The following is a 15,551-nucleotide window of genomic DNA, read 5'->3' on the forward strand; positions in this document are numbered from 1 at the left end:
CCATGGACGTACCTCACACAGGTAATACACAGGTCAAGGGGCGCGGTCGGCGCGGCCTCCCGCGCGACCGCGGCGGCAGATGCCTGTACGGATGCTTGAATGCCGAGGTGAGCGACTACGACGTACCCGCCGGAATCGACATCCTCCGCGTGTTCTGCGGCCCCGACGGCCTGCACGGCAACGCCCTCGGTGTCGTACGCGACGGGCGCCGCCACCCCGGCCGGGCCGCCCGGCAGGAACTCGCCCGGCGGCTCGGCTTCAGCGAGACCGTGTTCGTGGACGACCCCGAGCGCGGCCGGCTCGACATCTACACCCCGGGGCTCCGGCTGCCGTTCGCCGGGCATCCCGTCGTCGGCGCCGCCTGGCTGCTCGACCTGGAGGTCCTGGAGCTGGAGGTGGGCGACGTGTTCGCCCGCCACGACGGGGAGTTCACCTGGATCACCGCCCGCCCGGAATGGGTCCCGCCGCGCACCCTGGAGCAGTACGCCTCGGCCGCCGAGGTCGACGCGCTCCCGGCGCCGCCGCCCGGCGAGGGCTGGCTCTACGCCTGGGCGTGGGAGGAGGAGGCGGCGGGGCGGGTCAGGGCGCGGGCGTTCCCGCGCCGGGACGACGGCATCGCCGAGGACGAGGCGACGGGGGCCGCGGCCCTGTTGCTGAGCGCGCGCCTCGGGCGCGCGCTCAACATCACCCAGGGCCGCGGCTCCCAGATCCTCACGGCGCCCGCGCCCGACGGCACGGTGGAGATCGGCGGCAGGGTCGTCCTCACCCACCACGGATAGCGGGGCCTCCCGCCTGGGCGGACCCTCGACCGCTCGTCGGCGCCCGCCGGTCAGGCGGGCTCGTCCGGGGCGGCCGAGATGCGGTCGAGCAGTTCGGTCAGCAGGGCGCGTTCGCCGGCCGTGAGGGCGCCGGTCCGGGGGAGGAGGGCCTGGAGTGCCACGGCTGCCGCGGCAGGGCGGGGGGGGGGGGAGGCGGGCGCCCCGGTGGTGATCGCGGCGATGACGGCTTCCCTGGCCAGGTGGGAGACGCTCATGTCCCGCCGGTCCTCGGGGGTGGCGATGAGCGAGAGGGTGGTGCCGCCGCCCACGGCGTGCACCAGATGCGTCGCGCGCCTCTCGTCGATCCGCAGACGTCCCGCCTCGGCGATCCGGTGGATGTGCGCGGCCAGGATCTCCAGCGCGGCGGCGGAGGCGGGGGACGGGGCGCCCGGGCTGGGCTGGGCGTACATCAGCGTGTACAGAGCCGGGTTGGCCAGGCCGTACTCCGTGTTGAAGTCCCAGCCCCTGCGCAGGTCCTCCACCGGGTCGCCGGTGAGTTCCAGGGCGGCCTTCTCGCCGATGTGGCTCGCGAAGCCGTGGGCGGCGACCGCGTCGAGCAGGCCCTGCTTGTCGCCGAAGAGCCGGTAGATGGTGGGTGCCTGGACGCCGGCCGCGGCGCCGACGGCCCTGGTCGACACCGCCTCGCGGCCGTTCTCCGTGAGCAGTCGGGTGGCGGCGGCGATGATCCGCCGGCGGTTGCTTTCGGCGGGATCGGGGTGCTCGGTCTCCATGGTTACCGATGATAACGGCAGGGCGTTAGCGGTTGCGTTATCCCCGCTACCGTGCAACCGTTAGCAGTGGAAACGCCGAGTGGCCGCCGGCCCGCCGGCGTGCCGTGTCCGTACTCATCGCCATGCCTGCTCCGGAGGTTTCCGTGATCGTCGTTACCGCCCCCACCGGCCGGATCGGCCGCCAGGTGCTCGACGCGCTGCTCGACGGCGGCGCGAAGGTGCGGGTGATCGCCCGCGACCCCGCGAGGATCGACCCGAAGGCGCGCGAGCGCGTCGAGGTGGTCCAGGGTTCCCACAGCGACCCGCGGGTGCTGAGCGAGGCGTTCGAGGGGGCCGGCAGCGTCCTGTGGCTGGTCCCGCCGGACCCCCGCGCCGAGGACGTCCGGGAGCACTACCTCGGCTTCACCCGCCCGGCCTGCGAGGCGCTGCGGGCGAGGGGAGTGCGCCGGGTCGTCGGCGTCAGCAGTCTGGGCCGCGGCTACCCGGCGCATGCCGGGCAGTTGTCGGCCGCGTTCGCGATGGACGAGATGATCGAGAGCACCGGGGTCGGCTACCGCGCCCTGGCGATGCCGTTCTTCATGGAGAACCTGCTCCACCAGGCCGGCGCGTTGAGGGCCGCGGGCGTGCTGTCCGTGCCGGCCGCCCCGGACCGCGCGCTGCCGCTCGTGGCCACCCGCGACATCGCCGCGGTGGCCGCCCGCCTCCTCGCCGACGATTCCTGGTCGGGGCAGGAGACGGTCCCCGTGATCGGCCCGGACTCCCTGACGCCCGTCGGGATGGCCCAGGTCCTGTCCGAGGTCCTGGAACGCCCGGTCCGCTTCGAGCGGCCCGACGGCGAGGAGTACAAGGCGGCCCTGACGCGGTACGGGATGCACGAGGCCTGGGCCCAGGGCCTGCTCGACATGGCCGCCGCCCAGGACGACGGCATCTACGAGCCCGAGTGGCGGGCCCTGACCGGCCCGGCCCCCACCGGCTTCCGCCAGTGGTGCCGGGAGGTGCTGGCGCCCGCGGCGGAGGCTAAGGCAGCGTGAGGATGTCCGCGCCGGTCTCGGTCACCACGAGCGTGTGCTCGAACTGCGCGGTGCGCTTGCGGTCCTTGGTCACCACGGTCCAGCCGTCGTCCCACATGTCGTAGTCGTGGCTGCCGAGCGTCAGCATCGGCTCGATGGTGAAGGTCATGCCGGGCTTCATCACGGTCGTGGCGTGCGGGCTGTCGTAGTGCGGCACGATGAGCCCGGAGTGGAACGAGGTGCTGATCCCGTGCCCCGTGAAGTCCCGGACCACGCCGTACCCGAAGCGCTTCGCGTACGACTCGATGACCCGCCCGATGACGTTGATCTGCCGCCCCGGCTTCACGGCCTTGATCGCGCGCCGCAGCGACTCCTCGGTGCGCTCCACCAGCAGCCGCGACTCCTCGTCCACGTCGCCGCAGAGATAGGTCGCGTTGTTGTCGCCGTGCACCCCGTTGATGTACGCGGTCACGTCGAGGTTCACGATGTCGCCGTCGCGCAGCACGGTGGAGTCCGGGATGCCGTGGCAGATCACCTCGTTGAGCGAGGTGCACAGCGACTTGGGGAAGCCGCGGTAGCCCAGCGTCGACGGGTACGCCCCGTGGTCGCACATGAACTCGTGGGCGACGCGGTCGAGTTCGTCCGTCGTGACACCCGGGGCGATGTGCTTGGCGGCCTCGGCCATCGCCTGCGCGGCGATCCGCCCCGCGATGCGCATGCGCTCGACGGTGTCGCTGTCCTGCACCTCCGGCCCTGTGTACGGCGTCGGGGCGGGCTTGCCCACATACTCGGGGCGCCGGATGTTTCCGGGCACGGAACGGACGGGAGTGATCTCCCCTGGTACGAGCAGCGACTGGCCAGACATGCCAGCGAGTCTAACCAGCGTGTCCGGGGCACCATGGCACAGAGGAAAGGAACCGATGATGGCCCTGTTCAAGAAGCGCACGGTCGGCAAGCCGGGCGAGTGGTTCTACTGCCTGGAGCACAAGAAGGTCGAGGAAGGCCCCGAGTGCCCGGCCAAGGACCGCTTCGGCCCGTACGCCTCCCGGCAGGAGGCGCAGCACGCGATGGAGACCGCCCGGGAACGGAACCTGGAGTGGGACACGGACCCCAAGTGGCACGACCGCAAGGGCCCGGAGGAGGACGAGGCGGCGGGCTGACGGGGGCGCGGGGCCTTCAGGACGTGGTCCCCCGGCGGCCGGTCCCCCGATGGTCGGCCCCCATGCCTCAGGCCGCCGGCTCCACGTCCAGACCCTCCCCGTGCCGGGCGCGCCGGCGCAGCGCGTCCTCGTCCGTCTCAGAGTTGTAGGTGAGCAGCTTGGGCAGCGCCGCCGCCAGCAGCGCCACCGAGGCGACGCAGGCCACGCCGCCGGTCCAGATCGCGGGCCGGGTCCCCGTCCACCCCGCCATGCCGCCCGCCCGGACCTGGCCCAGCTGCGGTCCGACGCTGTACGAGAGCACCTCGATGCCCGCGAGACGGCCGCGCAGCTCCTCCGGGATCGTCTGGTTCCAGATGGTCGACCGGCCGAGCCCGCTGAGCATGTCGCCCGCCCCGGCGAACCCGAGGCACACCAGCACCAGCCACACGTTGCCGAACCAGCCGGCCGCCGCGATCGACAGCCCCCACACGGCGGCCCCGAACACGACGAACAGCCCGTGCCGGCGCACCCGCGAGGTCCAGCCGCTGGTCAGGCCGAGCACCAGCGAACCGACCGAGCCCGCCGCGTACATCAGGCCCAGCGACCAGTCGGCGTCCAGCTCGTCCGCGAGGAACGGGAAGATCGTGTTGGGGAACGCGAAGAACATCGCGGCCATGTCGATCGCGTACGTGCCGAGGAGCACCGGCCGGCTCCAGGCATATCGGGCGCCCTCCACGATGCCGCGCAGCGACGGCTTCCGCCCCTTCTCGACGGGCGGCGCGGGGGCGAGCCGGCGGCACATCAGCACCGAGGCGGCGAAGGTCACGACCGTGACGGAGTACGCGGTGGCGTGCCCGGCGTAGGCCACCACCAGACCGGCCAGCGACGGGCCCATGATCGCCCCGGCCTGCCAGCGCAGCGAGTTCAGCGCGGCGGCCGCCGGCAGCTGGTCGTGCGGCACGATCCGGGCCATCAGCGAATCCAGCGCGGGCCGCTGGAGCCCGGAGAGCGCGGAGACCCCGCCCGCCACCACGTAGAGCGGCCACAGCACGGGGTCGGGCAGGGCCGCGTTCACCAGCAGGACCACCGCGAGCAGCCCGAGCCCGGCCTCGGTGGCCATGATGATCTTCCGCCGGTCCGCGGCGTCGGCGAGGGCACCCCCGTACAGGCCGCATATGACGAGCGGCACCAGCTCCACCGCGCCCATCGCGCCGACGGCGAGCGGGGAGCCGGTGAGGTCCTTGATCTGGAGCGGCAGCGCGATGAGCGCCATGAAGCTGCCGAAATAGGTGACGATGCCCTGCACCCACAGCAGCCGGAAGTCGGCCGACGAACGCCAGGGCGAGAGATCGGGGAGCAGCGCGGCCAGCCTGGCGGCGAGGGAGGTGCGAGAGGTCACGAGGAGACATGGTCCGTCGCGATACGTGGCGGATGCAAATGGATTAGGGGGCCCCTGGCCCGCTCACCAGCGGGGCGGCGGGGGAGCCGTCAGATGGTCGGCCAGCCGGGACAGGCGGTCCCGGAACGTGCGCCGGCCGCCGCGCGGCACCGGCGCGCCGTTCTCCCCGGCGGCGGCGCTGACCAGGTGCTGGACGGTGTCCAGGTCCACGTCGTCCCCGTCCGTCACCGACAGCGCCTCATGGGCAAGCCCGCGCACCTGCGGATCGCCGTTGTCCAGCGAGAGCACCGTCGCCCCGGCCCGCCGGGCGTCGTGCACCCGCTCCAGCAGCCCCTCGCCGGGCCGGTCCGGCGTCACCACGAGCAGCGTCTCGCCGCGCCCGGCCGCCTCGATCCGGCCGAGGCCGACCGCGAGGTGCGCCGGGTCGCCGGGCTCCACCCGGTGGCGCACCAGCGTGGGGCGGAGTTCGGGCAGCCCGGACCAGGTGGACTCGTCCACCAGATGGGCGGCGAGGTGCCAGGGTTCGTACACCTCGGTCCCCACCAGCAGCAGCCCGCCGCCGTGCGGGACCACGGAGGAGCGCAGCGCGCCGGCGAACCGCCGGGCGGCGGCGGGCCACTCGGTCCTGGCGAGCACTTCACGCAGCAGCGCCACACGTACGGCATCCATGGCCCGGCATCCTGCACCATGCGGGGGCCCGCGCACCGGCGAAAGGCCGCACGGCCATCCGTACGAGTGGCGGCCGGGCCCCCGGGCTCCGCCCCGTACCTGGCAGTAGTGTCGGGGCCATGACTTCCAATGACAGCGGCAGCGCGCCCAAGCCCCCCGCCAAGGACCCCTGGGACCTGCCCGACGTGTCCGGCCTGACCGTCGGCGTGCTCGGCGGCACCGGACCGCAGGGCCGCGGCCTCGCGTACCGCTTCGCCCGCGCCGGCCAGCAGGTGATCATCGGCTCCCGCGCCGCGGACCGCGCGGAGGCGGCGGCCGGGGAGCTGGGGAACGGCGTGCGCGGCGCGGACAACGCGACGTGCGCGCGGGAGAGCGACGTGGTGATCGTGGCGGTGCCGTGGGACGGGCACGCCAAGACGCTGGAGTCGCTGCGCGAGGAACTGGCCGGGAAGATCGTCGTCGACTGCGTCAACCCGCTCGGCTTCGACAAGAAGGGCGCCTACGCGCTGAAGCCGGAGGAGGGCAGCGCCGCCGAACAGGCCGCCGCCCTGCTGCCGGACTCCCGCGTCACGGCCGCCTTCCACCACCTCTCGGCGGTCCTCCTCCAGGACGAGACGATCGACGAGATCGACACGGACGTCCTCGTGCTGGGCGAGGCCCGCGCCGACACGGACATCGTCCAGGCCCTGGCCGGCCGGATCGCCGGCATGCGCGGCATCTTCGCGGGCCGCCTGCGCAACGCCCACCAGGTCGAGTCGCTGGTCGCCAACCTGATCTCGGTGAACCGCCGCTACAAGGCGCACGCCGGACTCCGTACGACGGACGTGTGACCCGGGCCCGCACCGGACGTCCCGGGGCATGGGGGACACTGGACGGGACCACGCACCACCCCCGACAGGAGCCACCCATGCCCCGCCTCGCCCTCTACGCCCTCGTCGTCTGCGTCCTGGCCCTCGCCGCGGCCGTGACGTCCTTCGTCCAGGGCAGCGTGCTCATCGGCGTCGTCTGGGTCCTGCTGGTCGGCCTCTCCTCGAACATGGCCTGGTACTACCTGCGCCGCCGCCGCGCGGAGGCCGCCGCCACGGAGCGGGGCGCCTAGGGGACCGCGCACCGCGGGTCCGCCTCCTGCCAGAAGCGGTAGGCGTCCAGGCCGCAGTCGCTCCACCAGCCGTGCACGCCCAGGCCGCGCAGCAGCGCGAAGACCGCGTCGAAGAAGGCGCGGTTCAGCTCGGGCACCCAGAGCAGGGCGAAGACCGCGATCAGGCCGAAGGGCGCGATCGGCTCGACCGCGCGCCGCGCCGAGTGCGACAGCCACGGCTCGATCACCCCGTAGCCGTCGAGCCCCGGCACCGGCACGAAGTTGAGGACGGCGGCCGTCACCTGGAGCATCGCCAGGAACGCCAGCGCGTTCCGGAAGGCGGGCGGCACCCCGTCCAGGGCGTCCAGCCAGAACGGCGCGGTGCACACCACCGCGAACAGCACGTTGGTCAGCGGCCCGGCCGCCGAGATCAGGCTGTGCCGCCACCGTCCGCGAATCCGGCCCCGCTCGATGAACACCGCACCACCGGGCAGCCCGATCCCGCCCATGATCACGAACAGCACCGGCAGCACGATGCTGAGCAGGGCGTGCGTGTACTTCAGCGGGTTCAGCGTCAGATAGCCCTTGGCCCCGACCGAGATGTCCCCGCTGTGCAGCGCGGTCCTCGCGTGCGCGTACTCGTGCAGACACAGCGACACGACCCACGCCCCGGTCACGAACAGAAACGTCGCGAACCCCGGCTGCGCCGCGAAGTCGCTCCACACCCCCCACCCGGCCACGGCCGTCACGGCGGCGATCCCCAGGAAGACCGGACTGATCCTTTGGTGCGCTTCGGTCGGCATGCCCCGAGCCTAGGGCGCACCCGCGGTCTCCCCCGCCCCTTCGGAAGAAGCCGAAGGTTACGCGCACACGCTGCCCGGTCAGCCGCGAACGCGCCGAGTTCGGCCTCGGTACAGCGCGGCACCTCGCCGGCTCGTCCGGCTCCCGAGGGAGGAGCCGACGACGAGGACGTCGCTCAGCTCGCGTCCGCGTAGGGTGTGCAGGTAGACGAGGGCGAGGTCGTCGATGCCGGTGAGTCATGCGGGGCGGTGTCGCCGACGAGGTGCTCGCCGCCCTGCCCGACGCGGACCGCGCAACCCTGCTCGACCTGCTTCAACGCCTCACCGCGGAGCGAGACGGCTGAAGCAGAAGGGAAAACCGGTGGTTGTGCCTCCTCCTCCGCAGCCGAACGATGCCGATGTCTCCTGCCCTTCCCATGACTGGGTGCAGTCGATGGGCGGCCCTCTGATCGTCATCCCTGTCTCTGCCCTGGCCTCCTGGAACGGGTACTCGGCGCAGAGCGGTCCCGCCGGGGGAGGTGCCACCGCTCCGGACGACTACGAGCGTGCCTGCGCGGTGGACGACCTGGCCGGTGTGATCCCTGTCGGCGAGCACGGTGCGCAGGCGCTGGTGCTGGGGGACGAGCCGGCGACCAGCTGCTATCTGCCCGAGCGCCGGGCGTTCCTGCGGTGGCTCGCCGCCGGCTCCGAGGCCGGGCTGAGTGCCGCGGCACATGCGGCCCTCGCCGACCCCGCCACGGTGTGGGAGGAGAGCGGCACCTGGGTCTCGGACGGCCCGGCAGTCCTCATGGACTCCGCCGAAGCCGGTGCCGACTTGGGCGTGGAGTATCCCGGCGGCGGGGTGCCCGCGCAGGCACCGGTCCCGCTGCCCGCCGGCCGTTGGCGGGTCCGCGCCACGCAGACCTGGGTGGACGGGGAGAACTGGGTCGGCCTGGTGCAGCTTTTGCCGTGCGCGTCCTGATCGGGCGGCGCTTCGGCCGGGGGCGGCCCTGCTAGCGTCGCCCCACGTGAACGACAACGTATACGTGGGCAACGCCGGCAAGGACGCCGCGCTCGACCGGGGATGGATTCTCGGGCACTTCAAGGATGCGGGCGACCCCCGGCACAGCGAGGACGTCGAGATCAAGTGGGGCGTCCATCCCGTGGGCGACGAGCGGGCGCAATGGGTGCGCGGCGAGAGCCGGACCGCGTTGCTCGTGCTCATCAGCGGGCGGTTCCGGGTGGAGCTGCCCGGGCGCAGCGTGCTCCTGGAGGAGCAGGGCGACTACGTGGTGTGGGGCGTCGGCGTCGACCACTCCTGGGTCGCCGAGGAGGAGTCCGTGGTGCTCACCGTCCGCTGGCCGTCCGTGCCCGGTTACGCGGTCGAGCCGGAGGAGCGGGCGGCGGAGGGCTGACGGCGACACGGCGGAAACGGTTCGCCTCGCGCCCCGGGACCGGGGAGGGTGGGGGGATGACGAGCAGGGGCGGGGCGGCCGTGCGGGTGCCGGGGCGGGTCGCGGAGAATGGGCGCGTGCGCTACGGCATCCTCGGTACGACCCAGGCACTCCGCGACGACGGCACGGCCCTCTCCGTCGGCGGGGCGCGGCTGCGCGCACTGCTCACCGTGCTGGCGCTGCGCCCCGGCCGGACGGTCCCGGTCGCCGTGCTCGTGGACGAGGTGTGGGACGGCGAACCGCCCGCCGACGCGGCCGGCGCGCTCCAGGCGCTGGTGGGGCGGCTGCGGCGGGCCCTCGGACACGACGCCGTCGCCTCGGCGGAGGGCGGCTACCGGCTGGCCGCCGAGCCCGAGGCCGTCGACCTCTTCCGCTTCGAACGGCTCGCCGGCGAAGGCGCCCGGGCCCTCGCGGAAGGCGACCCGGCCCGCGCGACGGCCCTCCTGGGCGACGCCCTCGCCCTCTGGCGGGGCCCCGCGCTCGCCGACCTCCCCGACCGGCACGCCGCCGCCGCGCGCTGGACGGCCCGCCGGCTCGACGCCCGCCGGGACCGGCTCGCCGCGGCGCTGGCGCTCGGCCGGGCCGCCGAGGTGCTGCCCGAGCTGACCGCGCTCTGCGGCGAGCACCCCCTGGACGAACCCCTCCAGGCGCTGCGCCTGCGCGCCCTGCGCGACGCCGGGCGCACCGCCCAGGCCCTGGCCGCGTACGACGAGGTCCGCACCCTCGTCGCGGACCGCCTGGGCACCGATCCGGGGCCCGAGCTGACCGCCCTGTACGGGGAGCTGCTGCGGCAGGAGCCCCCGGCCCCGGTGCAGGGCCCCGCCCCCCTGGGCAACCTCCGCGCCCGGCTCACCAGCTTCGTCGGGCGCGAGCAGGAGATGGAGGCCCTGCGCGGCGACCTCTCCCGGGGCCGGCTGGTCACCCTGCTCGGACCCGGCGGCGCCGGCAAGACCCGGCTCTCGCAGGAGGTCGCGGACTCCGTCGACGCCACCACCTGGCCGGACGGCGTCTGGCTCGCCGAGCTGGCCCCCGTGGACGACCCGGAGGCCGTGCCGGAGGCGGTGCTCGCCGCGCTCGGGGCCCGGGAGACCGTGCTGAGCGGGGCCGGCTCCGGGGAACTCCGGGCCGCCGAGCGGGCCTCCGGCGACGAGCGCGCCGCCGGGGAGTCGCTGGCCCGGCTCACCGAGTACTGCTCCCGCCGCCGCATGCTCCTGCTCCTCGACAACTGCGAGCACGTCATCGAGGCCGCCGCCGCCCTCGCCGACCATCTGCTGGCCCGCTGCCCCCGGCTCACCGTCCTCGCGACCAGCAGGGAACCCCTCGGCGTGCCGGGCGAGGCGGTCCGGCCGGTGGACCCGCTGCCGGACCCGACCGCGCTGCGCCTGCTCGCCGAGCGCGGCGCCGCGGCCCGCCCCGGCTTCCGGGTGGACGAGGACGAGGCGACGGCGGCGGCCACCGCCGAGATCTGCCGCCGGCTGGACGGCCTGCCGCTCGCCATCGAGCTGGCCGCGGCCCGGCTGCGGATGCTCACGCCGCAGCAGATCGCGGACCGGCTGGACGACCGCTTCCGCCTGCTGACCAGCGGCAGCCGGACCGTGCTGCCCCGCCAGCAGACCCTGCGCGCGGTCGTGGACTGGTCCTGGGAGCTGCTGGACGAGGACGAGCGCGTCGTCCTGCGCCGTCTCTCCGTCTTCGCCGGCGGCTGCACCCTGGAGGCCGCCGAGGCCGTCTGCGCCGGCCCGGCCGGCCGCTCCGGCGAGGTGGCCCTCCTCCTCGGCTCCCTGGTCGACAAGTCGCTCGTGGTCGCCGCCCCGGCGGACGACGGCCGGATGCGCTACCGGCTGCTGGAGACCGTCGGTGAGTACGCGGCGGAGCGCCTGGAGGAGTCGGGCGAGCGGGACGCCGTCGAACGCCGGCACCTGGTGTTCTTCCGCGAGCTGGCCCGTACGACCGACCCCTTGCTGCGCGGCTCCGGACAGCTCGCCGCGATCCGGCTCCTGCAACGCGAGTACGAGAACCTGCGCATGGCCCTGCGCCGCGCCGTCGCCGCCCGCGACGAGCAGGAGGCGCTGTGCATGGTGCTGTCCCTGTCCTGGTACTGGCAGATCCGCAACCTGCGCGGCGACGCCCTGCACTGGGCCGACGCGGCGGCCTCCCTCGGTCCCGACCCGTTCGCGGAGCCCGTACGGCTCGCGCCCGCCATCCACGAGCGCTGCACCGACGCGCCCCCGCCCATGCGGCAGGAGCTGCTGGAGGAGGCGCGGCGGCAGGTGACCCTGGTCCAGCTGGTCAGCATGGACCACGCGATGGACGAGTGGACGAACGAGGCCAGCATGGCCCGGCTGCGCGCCATCGTCGCCACCTACCGGGCCGGCCAGCCGCAGACCTGCCGCAGCCCCGCCTCGCTCTGGTTCTACGCCGTGATGCTCACCGGCGGCGTCGTCGACCTGCGCCGCCTGCTGGACGAGACGGTGCGCGGCGCGCGGGAGTTCGGTTACGAGTGGGAGCTGGCCGCCGCCCTCCAGATGCGGGCCAACGTGCTGGCCAACCGCCCCGACTGGGCCGGTGAGGCGCACCGGGACGCCGACGAGAGCCTGGCGGTCTTCAGCAGGCTCGGCGACGTCTGGGGGATGGCCGAGGCGCTTTCCTCGCGCGGCGAGGCCAACGAGAAGCAGGGCGATTACGCGCGGGCGGCCGAGGACTACGAGGCCGCCATCCGCTCGGCCGAGAAGCTGGGCGCCCTGGCCCAGGTCTCCGTGCTCCGCGTCCGTCACGCCTCCGTGCTCACCGAGCTCGGCCGGGGCGAGGAGGGCGAGGCGGTCATGCGCGAGGTGCTGGCCGACGAGCGGCAGACCGGGCACGAGGCCAGGCCGGCGGCCCGGCTCTTCCTGGCGATGTGGCTGGGCCGGTGCGGCCGGACCGCCGAGGCGCGCGAGCAGTTCACCTGCCTCCAGGCGGAGTTCGCCTCCGAGACCATGGCGGTGTTCGAGGGCTTCGTCCTCGGCGGCCTGGCCTGGCTGGACAACCAGGACGGTGAGTACGCCCGGGCCCTGGAGCGGGGCCGGCGGTCCCTGAAGGGCGTACGCGACCCGCTGACGCAGATGATCGCGCCGCAGATGGCGGTGATCAACCTGGTCATGCTCGCCTGGGCGCTCGGCGGGCTCGGCGGTGCGGAGCGGGCCGGGGCCGCGGCGCGGCTGCTGGGCGCGGGCCGGGCGCACCTGCCCGAGGGCCACTTCATGAACGCGATGGAGCGCGAGAACCTCGCCCGCGCCGAGGCGCTGGCCCGGGGCCGGCTCGGGGACGCCGCCTACGAGGCCGCGTACGCCGAGGGCGGCGGCCTCTCCCTGGAGGAGGCCGCCGCCCTCGTGGACGCGCTGACGGAACCCGGCCCGTGACGTCAGGACTTCTTGCGGAACTTGGAGACCGCGAGCGGGGCCACGGCCGCCGTGATGACCACGGCCCAGCCGAGCGTCAGCCAGACCGAGTGGCCGAGTGACGTGCCCATCATGAGGCCGCGCGCCGCGTCCGCCAGGTTGGAGAGCGGGTTGTAGTCGGTGAACGCCTGGAGCCAGCCGGGCATCGTCGTCGTCGGGGCGAAGATCGAGGAGCCGAACTGCAGCGGCATCATGACCAGCATCCCCATGCCCTGGACCGCCTGGGACGTCTTCATCGCCAGGCCGAGCAGGATGAAGATCCACATGATCGCGGCGCCGAACGCGGCGGACAGGCCGATCGCCCCGATCAGGCCGAGCACCGAGCCGTGGAGCTCCATGCCGAGGGCGAAGCCCATGCCCAGCAGGATGAGCGTGGCGACCATCATCCGGCCGAGCTCGACCACGATCTTGGCGACGAGCACCGAGGAGCGCGCGATCGGCATCGTACGGAAGCGGTCCATGACCCCCTTGCGGAAGTCGTCGTTGACACCGCTGCCGACGGCCATGGCGATGTTCATGCCCATCATCGCCATCAGGCCGGGGATCAGGTAGTTCAGGTACTCCTGCCGGCCGCCGCCCATGCTGCCGCCGACCGAGCCGCCGAAGACGTACACGAACAGCAGCACGAAGATGACGGGCATCAGCAGCGCGTCGAACATCGACTCCGGATCCTTCTTGATCTGGAGCAGGTTGCGCCGGACCAGGGCCCCTATGTGGCGCAGGTTGTTCCGCAGCCCGATGGAGCCCTCGTCGTGGAGCTTCGCGGCCGGCGCGGAGACGGGCGCAGGGGCGGGGGTGGGCGTCAGAGTCGTCGTGCTCATGCCGCGACCTCCTCGGGAATCGTGTCGGTGACGGTGGCCTTGTCGCCGGTGATGGCGAGGAACACCTCGTCCAGGCTGGGCAGCGCGGTGGCGACGTGCGCCAGCGAGAAGCCCCGGGCGCCGAGCAGCCCGATGACGGCGGTCAGCTGCTCGTCGCTGAGGATCGGTACGTAGAGCAGGCCCTCGTCCGGGACCGCCTGCGCGCCCGCGACACCGTCGAGACCGGTCTCCCGCAGCGCCTGCGCCATGGGGGCCAGCTCGGCCGGGTCCGAGGGGCGGATCTGCAGGGTTCGGCCGCCGACCTTGGCCTTCAGCTCGTCCACCCCGCCGCGGGCGATGATCCGGCCCTTGTCGATGACGGTCAGCTCGTCGGCCAGCTGTTCGGCCTCTTCCATGTACTGGGTGGTGAGGAGCACGGTCGCCCCCTCCGCGACCATGCGCTGCACCTCGTCCCAGACCTCGTTGCGCGTCCGGGGATCGAGCCCCGTCGTCGGCTCGTCCAAATAGAGGACGGCCGGGCTGCCGATCATGGAGGCGGCCAGGTCGAGCCGGCGGCGCATCCCGCCGGAGTACTCCATCGCGGCCTTCTTCGCCGCGTCGGTGAGCGAGAAGCGCTCCAGCAGCTCGTCGGCCCGGGCCCGCGCCTTCTTGCGGGGCAGGTCGAGCAGCCGCCCGATCATGTAGAGGTTCTCCCAGCCGGAGAGCTTCTCGTCGACCGAGGCGTACTGGCCGGTGAGGCCGATGGTGCGGCGCAGCGCGCGGGGCTGCTTCACCACGTCGAAGCCGGCGACGACCGCGGTCCCGGCGTCGGGCGTGATGAGCGTGGAGAGGCAGCGTACGAGGGTGGTCTTGCCGGCGCCGTTGGGGCCGAGCACACCGAGGACGGTGCCCTCGCGCACATCGAGGTCCACGCCGTCCAGGGCCTTGGTCTCGCCGTAGTGCTTGACCAGTCCCCGCACCTCCACGGCGTTCCCGCCGTGCTTGGGGTTCTTGTCGATTCGCGTCATGCCGACCATCAGACCAGCCGCCACCGACAGGCCGCCGACAGCCGGCCGACAGCCCGCTCGTCCCCACCGACAGCGGCCGGCACGGCCGACAGCCCGCCGATGGGGGAAGTCGGCGGGCTGTCGTCGTTACCGGTGGTGGTCGTCGTGGGGCGCGCCCCCGCGGCCTCAGTGGAAGGTGTGCTCCGGGGCCGGGAACGTGCCGCCGACGACCTCCTGCGCGTACGCCTTCGCGGCGTCGCCGAGGATCTGCCGCAGGTCGGCGTACTGCTTGGTGAAGCGCGGGACCTTGCCGCCGGTCAGCCCGACCATGTCGGTGTAGACCAGCACCTGGGCGTCGGTGTCCGGACCGGCGCCGATCCCGATGGTCGGGATGTGCAGGGTGCGGGTGACCTCGGCGGCCAGCTCGGCCGGTACGAGCTCCAGGACGACGGCGAACGCGCCCGCGTCCTGCACGGCCTTGGCATCGCGCAGCATCTGCTGGGCGGCCTCCTCGCCCCGGCCCTGGACCCGGTAGCCCATCGCGTTGACGGACTGCGGGGTCAGGCCGATGTGGGCCATGACCGGGATGCCGGCGTCGACCAGCAGCTTGATCTGCTCGTGGCTGCGCTCGCCGCCCTCCAGCTTGACCGCGCCGACACCGGACTCCTTGATGAGCCGGGTGGCGTTGCGCAGGGCCTGGACCGGGCCCTCCTGGTACGCCCCGAAGGGGAGGTCCGCGACGATCAGGGCGCGCTTGGTGCCCCGGACGACGGCGGCGGACAGGATGGCGATCTCGTCCATCGTGACGGGCACGGTCGTCTCGTAGCCGAGGTGGCAGTTGCCCATGGAGTCGCCGACGAGCATGACCGGGATGCCGGCCTCGTCGAAGACGGAGGCGGTCATCGCGTCGTAGGCGGTGAGCATGGGCCACTTCTCGCCGCGGGCGGTGGCGGCGGCGATGTCGTGGACGGTGACCCGGCGGTTGCTCTTGCCCCCGTACAGCGACTTGCCGCTGTCGGAGGGGGGCCCCGCGGGGGTGGCGGACTGGTTCTGCGCAGCCTGAAGCGACATGGCAGGTGGCTCCTTCGTCATCTCGAGGCGCCCTGACGGCGTCCCCGGACCGCTTCCATGGTGGCATCCCGGAGCCGGTCGCGGGAAGTGGGCCGCGCGGCCCGGCCCCCGGTCCCGCCCCCGGGCCCGCCCTCGGTAAAGAATTTACAATACGAGACG

16 protein-coding genes and 1 pseudogene are annotated in these 15,551 nt (G+C 73.6%); 8 read left to right on the forward strand and 9 right to left on the reverse strand.

Translation table 11 applies throughout. The features are described from left to right. Positions 1 to 107: 107 nt before the first annotated feature. Positions 108 to 779: a PhzF family phenazine biosynthesis protein gene (locus FKN01_RS02075; RefSeq protein ID WP_143615922.1), complete on the forward strand. Its 672-nt coding sequence runs from the start codon at positions 108 to 110 to the stop codon at positions 777 to 779. 50 nt (positions 780 to 829) lie between these two features. Here FKN01_RS02075 and FKN01_RS02080 read toward each other — a convergent pair whose 3' ends face one another. After that, a complete protein-coding gene (locus tag FKN01_RS02080) occupies positions 830 to 1,549 on the reverse strand; it encodes a TetR/AcrR family transcriptional regulator (RefSeq protein ID WP_143615923.1) in 720 nt (239 codons plus the stop codon). A gap of 143 nt (positions 1,550 to 1,692) precedes the next feature. Here FKN01_RS02080 and FKN01_RS02085 point away from each other — a divergent pair, with 143 nt between their 5' ends. Beyond that, positions 1,693 to 2,580, forward strand: a complete 888-nt coding sequence (locus FKN01_RS02085; RefSeq protein WP_143615924.1) for an NAD(P)H-binding protein — start codon at positions 1,693 to 1,695, stop codon at positions 2,578 to 2,580. On the opposite strand, the gene map is transcribed toward FKN01_RS02085, so the two are convergent. Then, positions 2,567 to 3,424, reverse strand: a complete 858-nt coding sequence (map, locus tag FKN01_RS02090) for a type I methionyl aminopeptidase (RefSeq protein ID WP_143615925.1) — start codon at positions 3,422 to 3,424, stop codon at positions 2,567 to 2,569. The two genes, FKN01_RS02085 and map, sit on opposite strands and share 14 nt — an antisense overlap. Positions 3,425 to 3,482: 58 nt before the next feature. On the opposite strand from map, the gene FKN01_RS02095 reads away from it, so the two are divergent. Then, complete coding sequence (locus FKN01_RS02095) at positions 3,483 to 3,719, forward strand: hypothetical protein (RefSeq protein ID WP_185992707.1); 237 nt, start codon at positions 3,483 to 3,485, stop codon at positions 3,717 to 3,719. Between the two features lie 67 nt (positions 3,720 to 3,786). On the opposite strand, the gene FKN01_RS02100 is transcribed toward FKN01_RS02095, so the two are convergent. Together FKN01_RS02100 and FKN01_RS02105 are read right to left on the reverse strand one after the other, a co-directional pair. Beyond that, entirely contained in the window at positions 3,787 to 5,097 is a 1,311-nt protein-coding gene (locus FKN01_RS02100) for an MFS transporter (protein WP_143615927.1), read from the reverse strand. Positions 5,098 to 5,160: 63 nt separating this feature from the next. Then, entirely contained in the window at positions 5,161 to 5,766 is a 606-nt protein-coding gene (locus tag FKN01_RS02105; RefSeq protein WP_143615928.1) for a hypothetical protein, read from the reverse strand. Positions 5,767 to 5,885: 119 nt separating this feature from the next. Here FKN01_RS02105 and npdG point away from each other — a divergent pair, with 119 nt between their 5' ends. After that, entirely contained in the window at positions 5,886 to 6,596 is a 711-nt protein-coding gene (gene npdG, locus FKN01_RS02110; protein ID WP_143615929.1) for an NADPH-dependent F420 reductase, read from the forward strand. A 77-nt stretch (positions 6,597 to 6,673) separates the two neighbouring features. Next, the gene (locus FKN01_RS02115; protein WP_143615930.1) at positions 6,674 to 6,865 is read left to right on the forward strand and encodes a hypothetical protein; all 192 of its coding nucleotides are present in this window, start codon (positions 6,674 to 6,676) and stop codon (positions 6,863 to 6,865) included. Here FKN01_RS02115 and FKN01_RS02120 read toward each other — a convergent pair. Together FKN01_RS02120 and FKN01_RS32905 are read right to left on the reverse strand one after the other, a co-directional pair. Continuing rightward, positions 6,862 to 7,647 (reverse strand): site-2 protease family protein, encoded by a 786-nt coding sequence (locus FKN01_RS02120; protein WP_143615931.1) that lies wholly within the window; start codon positions 7,645 to 7,647, stop codon positions 6,862 to 6,864. The two genes, FKN01_RS02115 and FKN01_RS02120, sit on opposite strands and share 4 nt — an antisense overlap. Positions 7,648 to 7,788: 141 nt before the next feature. Continuing rightward, positions 7,789 to 7,881: pseudogene (locus FKN01_RS32905) on the reverse strand (alpha/beta hydrolase); the annotation flags it as partial. A gap of 187 nt (positions 7,882 to 8,068) precedes the next feature. On the opposite strand from FKN01_RS32905, the gene FKN01_RS02135 reads away from it, so the two are divergent. The 3 genes from FKN01_RS02135 to FKN01_RS02145 all read left to right on the forward strand — a co-directional run bounded on the left by FKN01_RS02135 (position 8,069) and on the right by FKN01_RS02145 (position 12,475). After that, positions 8,069 to 8,605, forward strand: a complete 537-nt coding sequence (locus tag FKN01_RS02135; RefSeq protein ID WP_398930677.1) for an Imm21 family immunity protein — start codon at positions 8,069 to 8,071, stop codon at positions 8,603 to 8,605. 46 nt (positions 8,606 to 8,651) lie between these two features. Then, on the forward strand, positions 8,652 to 9,038 hold the full coding sequence (locus FKN01_RS02140) for a signal peptidase I (RefSeq protein WP_143615933.1): 387 nt from the start codon (positions 8,652 to 8,654) through the stop codon (positions 9,036 to 9,038). Between the two features lie 116 nt (positions 9,039 to 9,154). Then, a complete protein-coding gene (locus tag FKN01_RS02145) occupies positions 9,155 to 12,475 on the forward strand; it encodes a BTAD domain-containing putative transcriptional regulator (RefSeq protein WP_143615934.1) in 3,321 nt (1,106 codons plus the stop codon). A 2-nt stretch (positions 12,476 to 12,477) separates the two neighbouring features. Here the strand turns inward: FKN01_RS02145 and FKN01_RS02150 are convergent, their stop codons facing one another. From FKN01_RS02150 to panB, 3 genes are all read right to left on the reverse strand, one after another. Then, positions 12,478 to 13,335 carry an ABC transporter permease gene (locus FKN01_RS02150; protein ID WP_143615935.1) on the reverse strand — a complete coding sequence of 286 codons (858 nt, stop codon included), beginning with the start codon at positions 13,333 to 13,335 and terminating at the stop codon, positions 12,478 to 12,480. Then, entirely contained in the window at positions 13,332 to 14,351 is a 1,020-nt protein-coding gene (locus tag FKN01_RS02155; RefSeq protein ID WP_143616002.1) for an ATP-binding cassette domain-containing protein, read from the reverse strand. Before FKN01_RS02155 ends, FKN01_RS02150 begins: the two co-directional genes overlap by 4 nt. A 156-nt stretch (positions 14,352 to 14,507) precedes the next feature. After that, the gene (gene panB, locus FKN01_RS02160) at positions 14,508 to 15,392 is read right to left on the reverse strand and encodes a 3-methyl-2-oxobutanoate hydroxymethyltransferase (RefSeq protein ID WP_143615936.1); all 885 of its coding nucleotides are present in this window, start codon (positions 15,390 to 15,392) and stop codon (positions 14,508 to 14,510) included. Positions 15,393 to 15,551 lie beyond the last annotated feature (159 nt).

The organism is Streptomyces sp. 130, from assembly GCF_007096885.1.
In the GTDB taxonomy this organism is placed as follows: Bacteria; Actinomycetota; Actinomycetes; order Streptomycetales; family Streptomycetaceae; genus Streptomyces.